This window comes from Sinorhizobium glycinis (assembly GCF_001651865.1).
Lineage (GTDB): Bacteria > Pseudomonadota > Alphaproteobacteria > Rhizobiales > Rhizobiaceae > Sinorhizobium > Sinorhizobium glycinis.
The window spans coordinates 1-16226 of sequence record NZ_LPUX01000049.1 but is presented as its reverse complement, the minus strand read 5'-3'; the positions used below and the strand labels follow the sequence as shown (position 1 = coordinate 16226).

Sequence of the window (16226 nt, the reverse complement as noted above, 5' to 3'; positions counted from 1 at the left end):
CGCATGCTCGACAAACGCAAGTTCTACATCAACGGCGAATGGGTCGAACCAGCAGCACAGAACGATCTCTATGTGCTCAATCCTGCCACCGAAAAGCCGATCGCGGTCATCTCCCTCGGCACCGCAGTCGACATCGACCGGGCCGTCGCGGCCGCCAAAAAGGCCTTCCAAAGCTATAGCCGGACCGGCCTGGAGGAGCGGCTGGCGCTTCTCGAAAAGCTGCTGGCGATCTATAAGCGCCGCTACGACGAGATGGCCGATACGATCACCGCGGAGCTTGGTGCGCCGAAAACGATGAGCCGTGAGCAGCAGGCCGATGTCGGCGTCGGGCATCTGCAGGGCTATATCGATGCCCTGAAACGCCTGAAATTGCGTGAAAAACTTCCGAACGGCGACACGCTGATGCGCGAGCCGATCGGGGTGTGCGGGCTGATCACGCCGTGGAACTGGCCGATCAACCAGATTGCACTCAAGGTGGTGCCGGCATTGGCGACCGGTTGCACCTGCGTGTTGAAGCCGAGCGAGTTCACGCCGCTCAACGCCTTGCTCTATGCGGAGATGATCGACGAGGCGGGCTTCCCGGCGGGCGTCTTCAACCTCGTCAATGGCGACGGCCTTCACGCCGGTGCCGCACTTTCCAAGCACAAGGACATCGACATGATGTCCTTCACCGGTTCGACACGCGCCGGCATCGCCGTCAGCAAGGACGCTGCAGATACGGTGAAGCGCGTCACGCTGGAACTCGGCGGCAAGTCGCCGAACATCGTCTTCGCCGATGCCGATCTCGAGGCGCGGGTGACCGCCGGCGTCCTCGAATGCTTCAACAATTCCGGCCAGTCCTGCGACGCGCCGACGCGGATGCTGGTCGAGCGCAGCGCCTACAACGACGTGGTGGCGATCGCCCGGCGCATCGGCAGGGAGGCGGAAGTTGGCGATCCCGCCAAGGAAGGTTCGCATATCGGCCCGCTGGTCAGCCACATCCAGTACGAGCGGGTGCAGGCGCTGATCGAGGCGGGTGTCGGCGAGGGCGCGCGCCTCGTCGTCGGCGGTCCCGGCAAGCCGGAAGGCTTCGAGACCGGGTATTTCGTCAAGCCGACGATCTTCGCCGACGTCGACAATTCGATGCGGATTGCGCGCGAAGAAGTCTTCGGGCCGGTGCTTTCGATCATTCCCTTCGATACGGAGGAGGAAGCGATCGCGATCGCCAACGACACGAGTTACGGCCTCGCCGCCTATGTGCAGACGGGCGATCCGGAGCGGGCCGAACGGGTCGCCGCACGGCTCCGCGCCGGCATGGTGCATATCAATGGGGGACCGCATCGCTACGGGAGCCCGTTCGGCGGCTACAAGCAGTCGGGCAACGGCCGCGAGGGTGGTACTTTCGGCCTCGAGGACTTTCTCGAGGTGAAGACGGTGCATCTGCCGGACGCGGCCTGAGCGACGGTGCCAACGGGGAACACCCCTCTGCCCGGCAGGACAGAGGGGGCATCGACACCCGTTTTCCGATTTCCACCGTTAAAGCTGGCACTACTCAGATACCCGGCAGTGCGAATCCCGAGAGCCGCTCTTCCAGTTTCATAATCGTCGGCACATCTGCATTGGCGAAGGCAAAGCGCAGATAGCTTTCCTGGCCCTCGCCGAAATAATCGCCCGGCAGGCAGACGATGCCGGCAAGCTTTGCCAGCTTCTCGGCGACGAATTGCGAGTCGATGTCGCGGAAGGGGTGGCGGACATAGGCGAAATAGGCGCCGATGGCCTGCAGCTTCCATTGCGGCAGGCGGCTCATGACGTCCTTCAGCGCGTTGGCGCGGGCGGCGATCTCGGCGCGATTGGCGAGCCGCCAGTCGGCGAGTGCCGGGATCGCCTTGGCGACAGCGGCCTGGGCCGAGCGCGGCGCGCAGATCTGCAGGTTGTCCATGATCTTGGTCATCTGCTCGACGACTGCCGGACCGGCGGTGATCGCGCCGAGCCGGTGCCCGGGGATGCAGAAGGACTTGGAGAAGCTGTAGAGGCCGATGAAGCCGTCCTGCCAGCCCTCGGTCTGGAGCAGGCGATGCGGGGCGACCGCGGCATCGGGCAGGAAGTCGCGGTAGGTCTCGTCGAGGATGAGCCAGGCGCCGTTGGCCCGGCAGACTTCGTAGATGCGCTGGAGCAGGTCCGCCGGGTAGACGGCGCCGGTCGGATTGTTCGGCGAGACGAGGGCGAGCGCGCGAACGCCAGGCCGGAGCGCCGAGGCGATGGTATCGACCTCGGGCAGGAAGCCGGCGCCGGCATCGCATGGGGCGAGCTCGACATTGATGCCGAGCATCGCCAGGGTCGTTTCCTGGTTGAAATAATAGGGATTGGTCATCAGCACCGTATCGCCTGCGCTTGCGATGGCCATGGCGGCACAGATGAAGGCCTGGTTGCAGCCGGAGGTGATGTGGACGTTGCCGGCGGCAATCGGGGCGCCGTAGAGTGTAGCCACCTGGTCGGCATAGGCGCTGCGCAGTTCAGGCTCGCCCTCGATCGGGCCGTAGCCGGTATAGACGGGCGCCGCCGCCGCCTCGCCAAGCCATCTGAGCATGTCCGGATGCGCCGGATAGCCGGGGACCGCCTGCGAGAGGTCGATCAGCGGGCCCTTTGCCCCGTCATAGGCCTGTGCCCAGGCAAGCACCGAGGGGACCGGCGGCGGCGAGAGCTTTGCGACGAGCGGGTTGAAATGAGGCATCGAGCGTGTCCTGTATTTGACGAGCGGAGCTGGCGGCGCCCGCTCTATGACTTGATCTTGCGTTTTTGCGGGCTTTCCACGCGCCGGCTGCCGGGTGACGAAACCGGCCGGAAGCCCTCCGCTGCCGATTTGGGATCTTCCTGCTTGGACATGCGGGACCGGATGATCGTGCGCGCGGACGTCTGAAGCTCCGGCATCGGGTCGCTCTCGAGTGCCGCAAACAGCCAGTCGATGAAGACGCGGACGATCGGTGCGGCACGCACCTCGTTGCGGCAGGCGACGAAAAAGGCGTCGTTGGCCGGCACCGTCAGATCGAAGGGCGCGATCAACTCGCCGCGGGCGATCAGGCTGCCGGCGGTGATCGTATCGCCGAGCGCCACGCCCTGGTTGTGAAGAGCGCCCTCCGTCGACAGCCGCGCGTCGCTCATGAAGTGCTGCCGGCCGCGCTGGAGGTCCGCCGCGTCGGCGGCGGCGAGCCAGGTGTTCCATTCGCGGCCGTCGTCGCCGTGCAGCATCACATGGTCGCGCAGATCCCGGATCGAACGCAGCGGCCGCATGTTGAGGAGCGTCGGGCTGACCACCGGAAACAGCTCCAGCCGGCTCCAGAGCCTCGCCCAGCAGTCTCCCCAGTTGCCGTCGCCATAGAGAAGGCAGACATCGACGTCGGGCGAGTGGAGATGCGCCTCGTCATTGGAGGCGACCAGCGTCAGTTGCACGTCGGGGAACTGCTCGGTGAACTGATGCAGGCGCGGGATCATCCAGAAGGAGAGCAGCGCCGGCACGCAGGTGATCCTGAGCTCGCCGCTCGTGGCGGGCCGGGTCATCGCCGCCGTGGCGGCGGCGATCTCCGCGAAGGCATGGGTGACGGCCGGCAGCAGCAGCGCCCCTTGCGGGGTCAGCCTCAGCCGCTTGCCGCCGCGCTCGAAAAGGGCCGCGTTGAAGGAAAGTTCGAGCGCGCGGATCTGATGGCTGATCGCCCCGTGGGTGACGTTGAGCTCGCGCGCTGCCGCGGAAACGGAGCCGCGCCGGGCAGTCGCCTCAAAGGCGCGCAACGGATTCAACGGGGGCAGGCGGCTCGACACGCGGGGCTCCGGAGGACTTCAATAGTGTGAGTTTTTCTCACACGAAACGCTATAACAATGTCAATTGATTTTCCAGAGGTTTTGTTACCTAATAGGTTCAACAAGGGCAAAATGCCTGGGGAACATGATCGAGCCGGTCTTGCCGGCGATACCTTCGGTTGCGATCCGCTTCGCGACCCTTCATTCCCCGGCAACAGACATGGAGGCTCCGGCACATGGCCTGGGACGAGAAGAAGCTCGGCGAGTTGAAGGCGAAATATGGCGAAAGCCATGGCGGAGAACTCTTCGACCCGACTTTCCGCAAGGTCGCGGACAAGATCTTCACGAAAAGCGGCACGCGGCTCGCGCCCTATTCCGGCATTCCCACCTTCCTGACCGCGCCCTACATGCCGGTCGATGCCGACCAACCGGACTTCGGCAACCTGCAGGTGGCGATCGTCGGCATCCCGATGGATCTCGGCGTCACCAACCGTCCGGGCTCCCGTTTCGGACCGCGCGCGCTGCGCGCCATCGAGCGGATCGGGCCCTATAACCATGTGCTCGGCTGCGCGCCGGTACACGATCTCCGGGTTGCCGATATCGGCGACGTTCCCTTCAGCAGCCGTTACCGGCTGGAACTCTGCCACGAGGACATCGAGAAGCGCCTCAACCAGATCGTCGACGCCGGCGTCGTGCCGCTCTCGGTCGGCGGCGACCACTCGATGACCTATCCGATCCTCAAGGCAGTCGGCAAGAAGCGGCCGGTCGGCATGATCCATATCGATGCCCATTGCGACACCGGCGGCGCGTTTGATCTCACCAAATTCCATCACGGCGGCCCCTTCCGCAACGCCGTGCTCGACGGCGTGCTCGACCCGACCCGCGTCGTCCAGATCGGCATTCGCGGTTCGGCCGAATATCTGTGGGAATTCTCCTACGAGTCCGGCATGACGGTGATCCATGCGGAAGAGGTCAGCGGCCTCGGCATTCCCGCGATCATCGAGAAGGCGAAGGAGATCGTCGGCGACGGTCCGACCTATCTTTCCTTCGACATCGACAGCCTCGACCCGAGCTTCGCGCCGGGCACCGGAACCCCGGAAGTCGGCGGACTGACGACTCGCGAGGTGCTGGAGCTGATCCGCGGTCTGAAGGGCATCAATCTCGTCGGCGGCGACGTGGTGGAGGTTGCCCCGCAATATGATGCGACGACCAATACGGCCCATGCCGGCGCCCAGGTGCTCTTCGAGATTCTGAGTCTCATGGTCTTCAGTCCGGCGATTACCGGAACATGACGCCTTGAAAGATAGCCCGGCTGCCGGACTGGAGGTGGCCGCCGGGCGATGCTGACACAGCCAAAAACGAACAGGGGAACGACAATGACTATCCATGCGAAGCTGAAAGCAATGTTTACCGCCGCATTGATGATTGGCGCGGCGACAGGAATCGCTCGCGCCGACGCGGTCGACGACATCAAGGCTGCCGGCCAGATCAATGTCGGCATCTTCTCGGATTTCCCGCCTTTCTCATCGGCCAGCGCCGACATGAGCATCAAGGGCTATGATATCGACGTCGCGCAGCAGATCGCCGAAGGGCTCGGAGTGAAGCTAAATCTCGTCAGCGTTACCGGCCAGAACCGCATTCCCTATCTCAACGACAAGCGCGTCGATATTCTGATGAGCGTCGGCTATTCGAAGGAGCGTGCGGAAGTTATCGACTTCGCGGCCGCCTATGCACCCTATTACATCGCCGTCATTGGTCCGGCCGAACTCAAGGTCGCCGGCAAGGACGATCTCGCCGACAAGACGATCGCCGTCAATCGCGGCACGCTCGAGGATACGTCGCTCACCGAAGCAGCACCGGCCTCTGCCAGCATTCAGCGCTTCGACAACTACAATGCCGTGATCCAGGCTTTCATCTCCGGCCAGACGCAGCTGATGGTGGTCGGCAACGACGTCGGCGCACAGGTGCTGGCACGCCAGGAGGCGCTGAAGCCGGAACAGAAATTCCAGCTGCTGACGTCACCGTCGCATATCGGTCTCAACAAGAACGAGGAACGCCTGAAGCAATCGGTCAACGACACCGTCGCCAAGATGGTGGCGGACGGCAAGCTGAACGAAAGCTCGCAGGCATGGTTGAAGACGCCGCTCAACCCCGACAACCTCAAGGACTAAGCGGCTCAATGGGCACGTGCAGCCTGCGGAAAGCCTTTTCCGCAGGCTGTCCTGGAAGGGTTGCGACGATGGGCTACAGCCTCGACTTTAGATGGCTTCACGACGCCGCGGGCGCGATCGCTCACGGTGCTGCCATGACCTTGCTGCTGATTGCCTGCACGACGGTGCTCGGCATTCTGATCAGCATTCTCTTGGCGGCCGCACGCCGCAGCCGCTATGACCTGCTGAGCAAAGCAGTTGCGGTTTATGTAGAGGTGGTCCGCAACACCCCGTTTCTGGTCCAACTCTTCTTCATTTTCTTCGGCCTGCCCACGATAGGCATCCGCCTCGACCCGATCGTCGCGGCGATCCTTGCAATGACCCTGAACATGGCCGCCTACACGACCGAAATCGTCGGCGCGGGTCTCGATGCCGTGCCGAAGGGGCAGAGCGAGGCGGCTCTCGCACTCGGCTTGAGGGCGCCGCAGGTTTTCATCAAGGTCATCCTGCCCCAGGCACTCAAGGTAATCTTCCCGGCACTGACCAGCCAGGTCGTCATCATGATGCTGGAATCGGCAGTCGTTTCGCAGATCGCGGTGCGCGAGCTCGCGCATGAGGCCGACCTGCTGCAGGCACGGACGTTCCGGTCCTTCGAGACCTATCTCGTCGTCACCATGATCTATCTCGGCCTGTCGATGGCGATCAGGCGGTTCTTCGTCGCCGGCGGCCGGCGTGTCTTGGGGGCGGGCGTGTCGTGATCGAATTCACCTTCTGGGATATTTTGCGCAATCTGCTTTTCGCAACGCGCTGGACGCTTCTTCTTTCGATGGTCGCCTTCGCCGGCGGCGCTGCGGTCGGCCTGTTGATCCTCTTTGCGCGCATAGCGAAGCGCCCGTGGTTGCGCCGCTTCGGTGCGGGCTATATCGCGCTTTTCCAGGGGACGCCGCTGCTGATGCAGCTCTTCCTGATGTTCTTCGGCCTGCCGATGCTCGGATTCCGCATTGAACCGTGGACGGCGGCAGCACTTGGGCTCACGTTCTATGCCAGCGCCTACCTGGCGGAAATCTGGCGGGGAGGCGTGGAAGCGCTGCCGCGGGGGCAATGGGATGCCGGCGCCAGCCTTGGCCTGCACTATCTCCAGGAGTTGCGTCTCGTCATTCTGCCGCAGGCCTTTGCGATCACGCGTCCGCCGGTGGTCGGGTTCCTGGTGCAGCTCATCAAGAGCACGGCGCTGACCTCGATCATCGGCTTCGAGGAGCTTCTCAGGACAGCCAATGCGATCAATAATGCAACCTTCGAACCGTTCACCGTCTATGGGCTGGTCGCCGCGATTTTCTTCGTGCTCTGCTATCCCTTGACGCAATACGCGCGGCTGCTCGAGCGACGAGCGCCAGCACATTGAGACTTAGAAGATCCAGGGAATTAACGACAACAGGGAACGCGGCGTAGCCGCCAAAACAAAGGAGACATGCAATGAACATTAATTCCATCAAGCGCCGCACGCTGCTGGGAGCGGGGCTTGCCGGTGCATCGATGCTGGCGATGCCCGCGGTGCTGAGAGCCCAGGACAAGTCGCTGAAGGTCGGCGTCTATGGCGGCTACTTCAAGGACTCCTTCGACAAGAACATCTTCCCGGAATTCACCAAGGCGACGGGGATTGCGGTCGAGTCGGTCGCCGAGCCGACCGGCGAGGCCTGGCTGGTCCAGCTCGAGCAGGCGGCCCGTGCCGGACAGGCGCCGGCTGACGTTTCGATGATGTCGCAGGTTGCGATGCTCAAGGGTCAGGCGACCGAGCTCTGGACGCCGATCGACATGGCGAAGATCAAGCATGCGTCTGACCTTCTCGACCGCTTCGTCAACAAATATCCGGACGGCCGCGTCGCCGGTGTCGGTGCCGTATCCTGGTACATCACGCTCGTCACCAACACCAACGTCTATAAGGAAGCCCCGACCTCCTGGACGGCCCTCTGGGATCCGGCGAACGCCGACAAGCTCGGCTTGCTGGCGCTGGTCTCCAACTCCTTCCTGCTCGAAGTGACCGCCAAGACCCACATGGGCGGCACCAATGCGCTCGACACGGAGGAGGGGATCCTGAAGGCCTTCGAGAAGCTCGCCGAAGTGAAGCCGAATGTTCGCCTCTGGTACCGCGACGAGGCGCAGTTCGAGCAGGCGCTGAAGTCGGGCGAAATTCCGATGGGCCAGTACTACCACGACGTCACCGGGCTTGCCGCCGCCGACGGTCATCCGGTTCGCTCGACCTTCCCGAAGGAGGGCGGCATCCAGGATTCCGGTTGCTGGGCGCTGTCGCGCGCCTCGCAGAAGTCCGAGGAAGCACATATCTTCATCGACTACATGTGCCAGCCGGCGATCCAGGCGACGCTGTCGCGCAAGGTCGGCACCTCGCCAACGGTCAAGCGCGAGTCGACCGATCTGACGGAAAAGGAGTTTGCCGCAGTGTCGTCCGATATCGAGCCAATCGTCCCGCGCTACGACCTCTACCAGACGAAGTCGGATTGGCTGAACCAGAAGTGGACGGAGCTTATCGTCGGTTGACGGTCGCGTGCAGTCCGCCCCGGTCAACGGGGCGGACTGCAGCGCCGTGCGCCTACAACTGGGTCAAGGCCGCTGTCGCACTCACAACGGCGGCATGGCTCAGTGCATAATCCCTTAAACCGCGGGCGGTTTAGGGATAACCTATGTCCAAACTCGAATGCTGCCGCCACCGTCGCGCCTCGATAGGTGCTGGCATTGCAGCATTTGCGCATGAGGCGCCAAAGCGGGGAACATATGTCGGGACTTGCCCTTCAGAACGTCGTCAAGGAATTCGGAGCCTTCAAGGCCGTCAACGACGTCGACCTCACGGTGCCGCACGGCACCTTCGTCTGCATGCTCGGTCCGTCGGGCTGCGGCAAGACAACCCTCCTGCGGATGATCGCCGGCCTCGACCTGCCGACTTCCGGGGCCATCCGGCTCGACGGAGAGGACATTACGCGGGTGCCGACGCACAAGCGCAATCTCGGCATGGTGTTCCAGTCGCTGGCGCTCTTTCCACATCTGACGGTCGGCGAGAACATCGCCTATTCCCTGCGCATTCGCGGCGCACCGAAGGAGGACCAGAAGAAGCGGGTCGAGGAACTGCTGTCGATGATCCATCTTTCCGGCTATGCGGACCGGCCGGTCTCCAAGCTTTCCGGCGGCCAGCGTCAGCGCGTTGCGATCGCCCGGGCGCTGGCGATCTCGCCGAAGCTCTTCCTGCTCGATGAACCGCTTTCCGCACTCGACGCCAAGCTGCGCGAGGCCATGCAGGTGGAACTCCGGCAATTGCAGCAGAAGCTCGGCATCACCACGATCGTCGTGACCCATGACCAGCGCGAGGCGATGACCATGGCCGATACGGTCGTCGTCATGAGCGGCGGCGAAATCCGCCAGGCGGCCTCGCCTATCGAGATCTACCGGCGCCCCGCCGACAGCTTCGTGGCCGACTTTATCGGCCAGACCAATCTGATCGAGGTGGAATCGGATACCCGCAACCATGTCACCGTGCTCGGCCAGCCGGTTCCGGGCCTGCAACTGCCGCCCGGGGCGGCCAAGGCGACGATCTCGATCCGGCCGGAAGACGTTCACCTGACCGCGCCCGGCGCCGGCGCGCTGACCGGCACCGTTACCTTCGTGCGCGACCTCGGCGGCACGATCGAGACCTTCGTCGAGGCTGGAGACCGCCAGATCGTCGCCGTTTCGACGCCTCGGGAGCGGCCGGAGGTCAGCGTCGGCCAGCAGGTCGGCATCGCCCTCACCCCAGATGTCTGCGTGGTGCTCAGGAAATGAGACGCGAACCGCCCCAGACCTTCGGCGACTACTCGCCGCTCCTCTTCCCCGCGGCGATGCTCACCATCTTCTTCGTCGTGCCCTTCGGCACGATGATCGCCGTCAGTTTCTTCCAGCGCCAGCAGGGCGGCTTCTATACGCCGGCCTTCGTGTTCGACAACTACGAGCGCTTCCTCTCGGCCTTCTTCGGTGGCGTGCTCGGCTTCTCGCTCATGATGGCGATCGCCGTCGCCATCTGCTGCGTGGTGCTGGCGCTGCCGTTCACCTATCTGCTGACGCGCATGGCACGCCGCGTGCAGATTGTCTGGCTGGTGGCGCTGCTCTCGATCCTCTCGCTCTCCGAGGTGATCATCGGCTTTGCCTGGTCGACGCTCTTCTCGCGCACCGCCGGCATTACCAACATCCTTGTCGCGCTTGGCTTGATGAGCGAGGCGAAGGCCCTGACGCCGAGTTTCGCGGCGGTGCTGACCGGCATGGTCTACCAGGCCTTCCCCTATACCGTGCTGGTCCTGTTCCCGGCGCTCGTCCGGCTTGACCCGACGCTCACCGAGGCGGCACGCACGCTTGGCGCATCACCGCCCAAGGCGTTCTTCACCGTCGTCGTGCCGGCGCTTAGGAACACCATCGTGGCTACGCTGATCATGGTGTTCATCTTCGCGCTCGGCTCCTATCTGCTGCCGCAGCTTCTCGGCCGGCCGCAGCACTGGACGCTTTCGGTGCTGATTACCGACCAGGCGATCTACCAGTCCAACATGCCGTTCGCCGCCGCGATGGCTGTTTTTCTGGTGCTGGTGACGCTCGGACTGGTGGCGCTCACCGTGATCGCCGGACGCAAGGGAGAGGCTGCATGACCTCCGTTTACCAGAAACTCTACTTCTTCCTGATCGGCCTTTTCCTCGCGCTCCCGCTGATCGTGGTCGCCGGCGTCTCGGTCAATCAGAAGCAGACGCTCGCCTTTCCGCCGGAAGGTTTTTCGACCTCCTGGTACGGCGAAATCTTCCTCAATCCCGAATGGAGAAACGCGCTTTTCGCCTCCGTGACGCTTGCGCTGCTCTCGGCAGCGCTCGCCGTGGCGATCGCGCTGCCGCTCGCCTGGTTCCTGTGGCGGCGGGTGGCGCCCTGGGCGAATATCTTCCAGCTCCTCGGCGTCGCCCCCTTCACGCTGCCGCCGGTGATTACGGCGCTCGGCCTTTTGACCTTCTGGGCAACCGCCGGCTTTTACGGCCAGCCCTGGACGGCGGTCGTCAGCCACGCGATCTTCTTCGTGACCCTGCCGCTGGTGACGCTGTCGCTCGGCTTCACCTCGATCGATCGCTCGCTGGTGGAGGCCGCCGCGACGATGGGCGCCGACGAGCGCACCATCTTCCGCACCGTCGTGCTGCCGCTGATCCTGCCCTATATCGTCTCGGGCTACGCCTTCGCCTTCGTGCTGTCGCTCAACGAATATATCGTCGCCTACATGACCGTCGGCTTCACGATGGAGACGCTGCCGATCAAGATCTTCAACGCGCTCCGCTATGGCTACACGCCGACCATGGCCTCGGTGACGGTTCTCTTCGTTTCGACGGCGGCGGTCATCTTCGGTCTCGTCGCCCGCTTCGGCGACCTGCCGAAGCTGCTCGGCGCCATGGCATCCGATCAAAAATGATGAAGCTCGCGGCCCTGCAGATGAAGAGCGTCGGCGGCGACATCGCCGCCAACCTCGCCCGTGTCGAAGGCGCGGCCGCCGAGGCTGCGGCCAAGGGGGCGACATTGCTGGTGACGCCGGAACTCGGGATCACCGGCTACGGCGCGGGCGAAGACATCCTGGCACTGGCTGAGCCGGCCAAGGGGGGAACCCTGCAAGCATTGCAGCGGATCTCGCGCGACGCCGGCATCGCCATCATCGCCGGCTTTGCAGAACGCGAAGGCGCAGCCGTCTACAACAGCGCTGTCCATGTGGTCGCCGATGTCGAGCCGACGATCTATCGGAAATCGCATCTCTATGGCGACTACGAACGCTCGCTGTTCACGCCGGCGGAACCGTCGACGCGCCTTTTCGAGCATCGGGGCGTCACCTGCGGCATGCTGATCTGCTACGATGTCGAGTTTCCGGAAAATGTCCGCCGGCTCGCATCCGCCGGCGCCGATGCCGTGCTGGTGCCGACGGCGCTCCCGGCCGGCTGGTCTGGTACGTTCATCACCGACCACATGATCCGGACACGAGCCTTCGAGAACCAGGTGTTCGTCGCCTATGTCAATCATTGCGGCTCGGACGCCATGTTCTCCTTCGCCGGTCTTTCCTGTGTCGCGTCTCCGGACGGACAGGTCATGGCTAAAGCCAATTCCTCCGATGAAACGCTGATTTTCGCCGAAATCGATCCTGCGGCCTTTGCCATTTCGCGCGGCGAGAATACGTACCTCAAGGACCTCAGACGAGTCTGATTTCGATCGTTCGCTGTCAGGGGACAATCCGTTCGCGCCATCTCCCTTGTGTTACGCTTGGCCAGACCGATATCCAGCTCAACCGAAAGCCCCAGGAGGCAATCATGAGCTTGCAACTGACCGGAATCCACCATCTAACGGCTATTACCGCGAATGCGCCGGAGAACCTGCGCTTCTATACCAAGACGCTGGGGCTGCGGCTCGTCAAGAAGACCGTCAACCAGGACGACACGACTGCCTATCATCTGTTCTATGCCGACGGGAAGGCGACGCCCGGCACGGACCTGACCTTCTTCGACTGGCCGGTCGGGCCGGAGGGGCGCGGAACGCACAGCATCTCGCGGACCGGGCTTCGCGTCGCCGGTGCCGAAAGCGTGGAATGGTGGAAGCGGCGCTTTGACGAACTGAATGTGGCCTCGGGCGAGATCAGCGAAATCGACGGCCGCACCTCTCTCGATTTCGAGGACGGCGAGGGGCAGCGCTTCCGTCTCGTGGACGATGGTGGGCTTGCACCGTCGCATCCCTGGGAAAGGAGCCCGGTCCCGGCCGAGCACCAGATCAGGGGTCTTGCGCCGATCACGATCAGCGTGCCGGATATCACCAATACGGCGCTGGTGCTCACCCATGTCATGAATATGCGCGAGGTGCGTCACTATGCTTCGCCGGACGGGAACGGCGAGGTGCATGTCTTCTCGATGGGCGAGGGCGGGCCGGCGGCGGAACTGCATGTCGCGGTCCAGCCGGGGCTGCCGATCGCCCGGCAGGGAGCAGGCGCCGTCCACCACGTCGCCTTCCGCGCGCCGGACATCGACAGGCTGCACCAGTGGACGGAGAGGCTGAAGGCCTTTCATCTGCCGTCGAGCGGCGAGGTGGAGCGTTTCTACTTCCGCTCGCTCTATTTCCGCGAGCCGAACGGCATCCTGTTCGAGATCGCCACGGACGGACCGGGCTTTGCCGTCGACGAGCCGTTGGAGTCGCTCGGCGAAACCCTGTCGCTGCCGCCCTTCCTGGAGCCGAAGCGGGCGCAGATCGAGGCGAGGCTGAAGCCGCTGGAATAGGTACTGGCGGTCGTTTTTTTCTCGTCGCCATGCATGAGCCGGAAGCAGCTACGTCTTGGCTTTCCTTTCGTTTTCATTCCCCTAGTTTCACTACTGGAAGTTCCGCGGCCCACGCGAACCGGAGGATGTCCTTTATCGATGACGAAACTTCTCGGCATATCGGGGAGCCTGCGCAAGGCGTCCTTTAACACCGGACTGCTTACCGCGGCGAAAGCGGTAGCGCCCGAGGGGGTCGAGTTCGAGACCGCGACCCTGCATGGAATTCCGCTCTATGACGGCGACGTGGAGGCCGAAAGCGGCGTGCCGGCTCCGGCGGAGGCACTGAAACAGCAGATCATCGCGGCGGACGGCGTCATTCTCTTCACGCCGGAATACAACAACTCCGTGCCCGGCGTTTTCAAGAATGCCATCGACTGGCTGAGCCGCCCCCCTGCCGACATTCGCAAAGTGTTCGGCGGCCGGCCGTTCGCGCTCGCCGGCGCAACGCCGGGGAGCTTCGGGACCATTCTCAGCCAGAACGCCTGGCTCGCCGTGCTACGAACGCTCGGCGCCGAGCTTTGGTCGGGCAAGCGGCTGATGGTGCCGAAGGCACGCGCGCTTTTCGACAGCGAGGGCCAATTGGCCGACGAAGAAACCCGCGAGCGGCTGCGCGGGTTCGTTCAGGCGTTCGCCGATTATGCCGCGACCGTGAAACAGCGCGGGGGCGAGGCTCCCTCGAAAAGCTGAAGAGGCCAGGCGCCGAAGTTCGGCGATTGCCGCCTGGAGCGGATTAGGTCAGCAACCCATCTTCATTCGACCAAGTCAGATCAATAGAAAATCACTGGCGTTGAAGTTGCCGAGGGTGCCTATGCTGTCAAGTTCTGCGACCAGCACTGCGCCGCCGGCCGCGCTCGGCTTAGAGTCGTAGTAAACCGCGGCGTGGCCCAGGGTCGTATTGTGAAATACGAACAGGGCACCGGTCGTAATGTTGGTGTAGCTGTCGATCGTGCTCTGGACCGTCGCGTTGGTGACGCTGGCATCCGTCTTCACAGCAATTTCCGTGCCGGCGACGTTGATTGCGGCGTCACCCCCCATCTTAAAGATGATGGCCGAATCGTTGTCGCCCACCGAGAACTCGTTGGCCCCAGTCCCGATTTCGAATTGCAACCTATCAACAAACGTCGAGTTCCCGCCGGAATTGAAGTCGGTGACGTGATTTGTTGTTCCTGCGAAATTCCGGAAGACAAACGTGTCGAAGCCGCCTCCCCCGGTGAGAATGTTGTTGCCGGCGCCGGCATCAAGGAAGTCTTCGCCGCTACCGCCGACGAATACGTCGTTTCCCTGCGTCCCGGTAAGTGTCAGGTTAGCCTTGAGTTCATCACCCTGAGCCTTTCCATCGATGTACGAGTAGTTGTAGTTCAGGGAGGCTAGGTCGATTTCGTTTTCCACGTTGTTGGACGGCGTGGAGGGTGTCCGGATCGTGAACTGAGCGGTCGACAAGTGTCCCTGTCCATCGTCTACCGTATACGACAGAATAGCAGCTTGGTTGACATTGCCCGTGCTGACATTGAACCCGGTGATAACCCCGCCGGCAGTCACCGGCGTGATCGTCCAACCGCTCGGCAGCGAGCCGATGATGCTCGACGCTGAAATCGAAAGTGCGTCTCCGTCGGTGTCCGTGTCGTTGTTGAGCAACCAAGCGGCTGAGAGGAAAACGGACGTTCCTGTTGATATGACGATGACATCATTGGATGCCGCCGGTGCTACATTGGCAGGCGGATTGGCCGTGATCGCCACCATATCCGTATCGCTTGCCAAGCCGTCCGACGTTACTACGGTCAATACATCGGCGCCGCTGTAGTTCGTGTTGCTGAGATAACTCAGCGTAGCCAGCGCGGCATTGACCTGCGCGAGCGTCCCGCTGATCGTCACGGTGTTCGTACCGTTGTTGTTGACCGTGAGACCGCTTCCCGTTCCGACCGTCAGTTTGCCACTGGACACGGAGAGGGTCGTGGTCACATTCGTGCTGTCCACATCGGCCACGGCGATACCGGTGATTGCGGTCGCGGTGTTGGAACCGACCGTCTGCGCCCCTGGAACCGTGTTCATCGGATGGTCGTTGGCGCCGGTGATGGTGATGGTGGCGGTCTGGGCGACGGCGCCGCCGTGGCCGTCGACGATGTCGTAGCTGTAGGTGACGACGGCGGTCTCGCCGACGGCGAGATAATCGTAGGCGCCCGGGTCGACCGACAGGCCGCCGCCGACGGTGACGCCGGAAGCGTCGCCGCCGGTCAGCGTCAGGCCGGCGACGTGCAGCACGTCGCTGGCATCGGCGTCGCTCGCCCCCGCCAGCAGATCGACGGCGAAGCCCGCCTCGTCCTCGCCGCGGCTTGCCGCGACCGCCGCCGACACGGCCGGGGCGTCGTTGGCGCCGGTGATGGTGATGGTGGCGGTCTGGGCGACGGCGCCGCCGTGGCCGTCGACGATGTCGTAGCTGTAGGTGATGACGGCGGTCTCGCCGACGGCGAGATAATCATAGGCGCCCGGGTCGACCGACAGGCTGTCGCCGTCGACGGTGACGCCGGAAGCGTCGCCGCCGGTCAGCGTCAGGCCGGCGACGTGCAGCACGTCGCTGGCATCGGCGTCGCTCGCCCCCGCCAGCAGATCGACGGCGAAGCCCGCCTCGTCCTCGCCGCGGCTTGCCGCGACCGCCGCCGACACGGCCGGGGCGTCGTTGGCGCCGGTGATGGTGATGGTGGCGGTCTGGGCGACGGCGCCGCCGTGGCCGTCGACGATGTCGTAGCTGTAGGTGATGACGGCGGTCTCGCCGACGGCGAGATGATCGTAGGCGCCCGGGTCGACCGCCAGGCTGTCGCCGCCGACGGTGACGCCGGAAGCGTCGCCGCCGGTCAGTGTCAGGCCGGCGACGTGCAGCACATCGCTGGCATCGGCGTCGCTCGCCCCCGCCAGCAGATCGACGCCGAAGCCCGCCTCGTCCTCGCCGCGGCTTGCCGCGACC

15 protein-coding genes are annotated in these 16226 nt (G+C 63.7%); 12 read left to right on the top strand and 3 right to left on the bottom strand.

The annotated features are described in order from the left end of the window. The first annotated feature begins 3 nt into the window (after positions 1 to 3). Positions 4 to 1437, top strand: a complete 1434-nt coding sequence (locus AU381_RS02450; RefSeq protein ID WP_064240240.1) for an aldehyde dehydrogenase family protein — start codon at positions 4 to 6, stop codon at positions 1435 to 1437. Positions 1438 to 1531: 94 nt separating this feature from the next. Here the strand turns inward: AU381_RS02450 and AU381_RS02445 are convergent, their stop codons facing one another. Then, complete coding sequence (locus AU381_RS02445) at positions 1532 to 2710, bottom strand: aminotransferase (RefSeq protein ID WP_064240239.1); 1179 nt, start codon at positions 2708 to 2710, stop codon at positions 1532 to 1534. Positions 2711 to 2754: 44 nt separating this feature from the next. After that, the gene (locus tag AU381_RS02440; protein WP_064240238.1) at positions 2755 to 3792 is read right to left on the bottom strand and encodes a LysR substrate-binding domain-containing protein; all 1038 of its coding nucleotides are present in this window, start codon (positions 3790 to 3792) and stop codon (positions 2755 to 2757) included. 215 nt (positions 3793 to 4007) lie between these two features. On the opposite strand from AU381_RS02440, the gene speB reads away from it, so the two are divergent. From speB to AU381_RS02385, 11 genes are all read left to right on the top strand, one after another. Beyond that, positions 4008 to 5063, top strand: a complete 1056-nt coding sequence (speB, locus tag AU381_RS02435) for an agmatinase (protein ID WP_064240237.1) — start codon at positions 4008 to 4010, stop codon at positions 5061 to 5063. Positions 5064 to 5147: 84 nt separating this feature from the next. After that, positions 5148 to 5942: a transporter substrate-binding domain-containing protein gene (locus AU381_RS02430; protein ID WP_064240236.1), complete on the top strand. Its 795-nt coding sequence runs from the start codon at positions 5148 to 5150 to the stop codon at positions 5940 to 5942. Between the two features lie 68 nt (positions 5943 to 6010). After that, entirely contained in the window at positions 6011 to 6679 is a 669-nt protein-coding gene (locus tag AU381_RS02425; protein WP_064240235.1) for an amino acid ABC transporter permease, read from the top strand. Beyond that, a complete protein-coding gene (locus AU381_RS02420) occupies positions 6676 to 7323 on the top strand; it encodes an amino acid ABC transporter permease (RefSeq protein ID WP_064240234.1) in 648 nt (215 codons plus the stop codon). The genes AU381_RS02425 and AU381_RS02420 overlap by 4 nt, the downstream gene beginning before the upstream one ends. A gap of 71 nt (positions 7324 to 7394) precedes the next feature. Continuing rightward, the gene (locus AU381_RS02415) at positions 7395 to 8474 is read left to right on the top strand and encodes an ABC transporter substrate-binding protein (protein WP_064240233.1); all 1080 of its coding nucleotides are present in this window, start codon (positions 7395 to 7397) and stop codon (positions 8472 to 8474) included. Positions 8475 to 8708: 234 nt separating this feature from the next. Then, a complete protein-coding gene (locus tag AU381_RS02410) occupies positions 8709 to 9746 on the top strand; it encodes an ABC transporter ATP-binding protein (protein WP_064240232.1) in 1038 nt (345 codons plus the stop codon). Further along, entirely contained in the window at positions 9743 to 10597 is an 855-nt protein-coding gene (locus AU381_RS02405) for an ABC transporter permease (protein WP_064240231.1), read from the top strand. The genes AU381_RS02410 and AU381_RS02405 overlap by 4 nt, the downstream gene beginning before the upstream one ends. Beyond that, positions 10594 to 11394, top strand: coding sequence for an ABC transporter permease (locus tag AU381_RS02400; protein WP_064240230.1), 801 nt, complete (start codon positions 10594 to 10596; stop codon positions 11392 to 11394). The genes AU381_RS02405 and AU381_RS02400 overlap by 4 nt, the downstream gene beginning before the upstream one ends. Further along, the gene (locus AU381_RS02395; protein WP_064240229.1) at positions 11391 to 12170 is read left to right on the top strand and encodes a carbon-nitrogen hydrolase family protein; all 780 of its coding nucleotides are present in this window, start codon (positions 11391 to 11393) and stop codon (positions 12168 to 12170) included. The genes AU381_RS02400 and AU381_RS02395 overlap by 4 nt, the downstream gene beginning before the upstream one ends. 104 nt (positions 12171 to 12274) lie before the next feature. Continuing rightward, a complete protein-coding gene (locus AU381_RS02390) occupies positions 12275 to 13228 on the top strand; it encodes a ring-cleaving dioxygenase (RefSeq protein WP_064240228.1) in 954 nt (317 codons plus the stop codon). Positions 13229 to 13366: 138 nt separating this feature from the next. Further along, positions 13367 to 13954, top strand: coding sequence for an NADPH-dependent FMN reductase (locus tag AU381_RS02385; RefSeq protein WP_064240227.1), 588 nt, complete (start codon positions 13367 to 13369; stop codon positions 13952 to 13954). A 75-nt stretch (positions 13955 to 14029) separates the two neighbouring features. Here the strand turns inward: AU381_RS02385 and AU381_RS02380 are convergent. Continuing rightward, the coding region (locus tag AU381_RS02380) for a beta strand repeat-containing protein (RefSeq protein WP_164476156.1) at positions 14030 to 16226 on the bottom strand (2197 nt) is incomplete at its 5' end.

Coding starts and splice junctions, on each gene's coding strand:
- AU381_RS02450 (WP_064240240.1), top strand. CDS start 4: ATGCTCGACAAACGCAAGTTCTACATCAACGGCGAATGGGTCGAACCA.
- AU381_RS02445 (WP_064240239.1), bottom strand. CDS start 2,710: ATGCCTCATTTCAACCCGCTCGTCGCAAAGCTCTCGCCGCCGCCGGTC.
- speB (WP_064240237.1), top strand. CDS start 4,008: ATGGCCTGGGACGAGAAGAAGCTCGGCGAGTTGAAGGCGAAATATGGC.
- AU381_RS02430 (WP_064240236.1), top strand. CDS start 5,148: ATGACTATCCATGCGAAGCTGAAAGCAATGTTTACCGCCGCATTGATG.
- AU381_RS02425 (WP_064240235.1), top strand. CDS start 6,011: ATGGGCTACAGCCTCGACTTTAGATGGCTTCACGACGCCGCGGGCGCG.
- AU381_RS02415 (WP_064240233.1), top strand. CDS start 7,395: ATGAACATTAATTCCATCAAGCGCCGCACGCTGCTGGGAGCGGGGCTT.
- AU381_RS02410 (WP_064240232.1), top strand. CDS start 8,709: ATGTCGGGACTTGCCCTTCAGAACGTCGTCAAGGAATTCGGAGCCTTC.
- AU381_RS02405 (WP_064240231.1), top strand. CDS start 9,743: ATGAGACGCGAACCGCCCCAGACCTTCGGCGACTACTCGCCGCTCCTC.
- AU381_RS02400 (WP_064240230.1), top strand. CDS start 10,594: ATGACCTCCGTTTACCAGAAACTCTACTTCTTCCTGATCGGCCTTTTC.
- AU381_RS02395 (WP_064240229.1), top strand. CDS start 11,391: ATGATGAAGCTCGCGGCCCTGCAGATGAAGAGCGTCGGCGGCGACATC.
- AU381_RS02390 (WP_064240228.1), top strand. CDS start 12,275: ATGAGCTTGCAACTGACCGGAATCCACCATCTAACGGCTATTACCGCG.
- AU381_RS02385 (WP_064240227.1), top strand. CDS start 13,367: ATGACGAAACTTCTCGGCATATCGGGGAGCCTGCGCAAGGCGTCCTTT.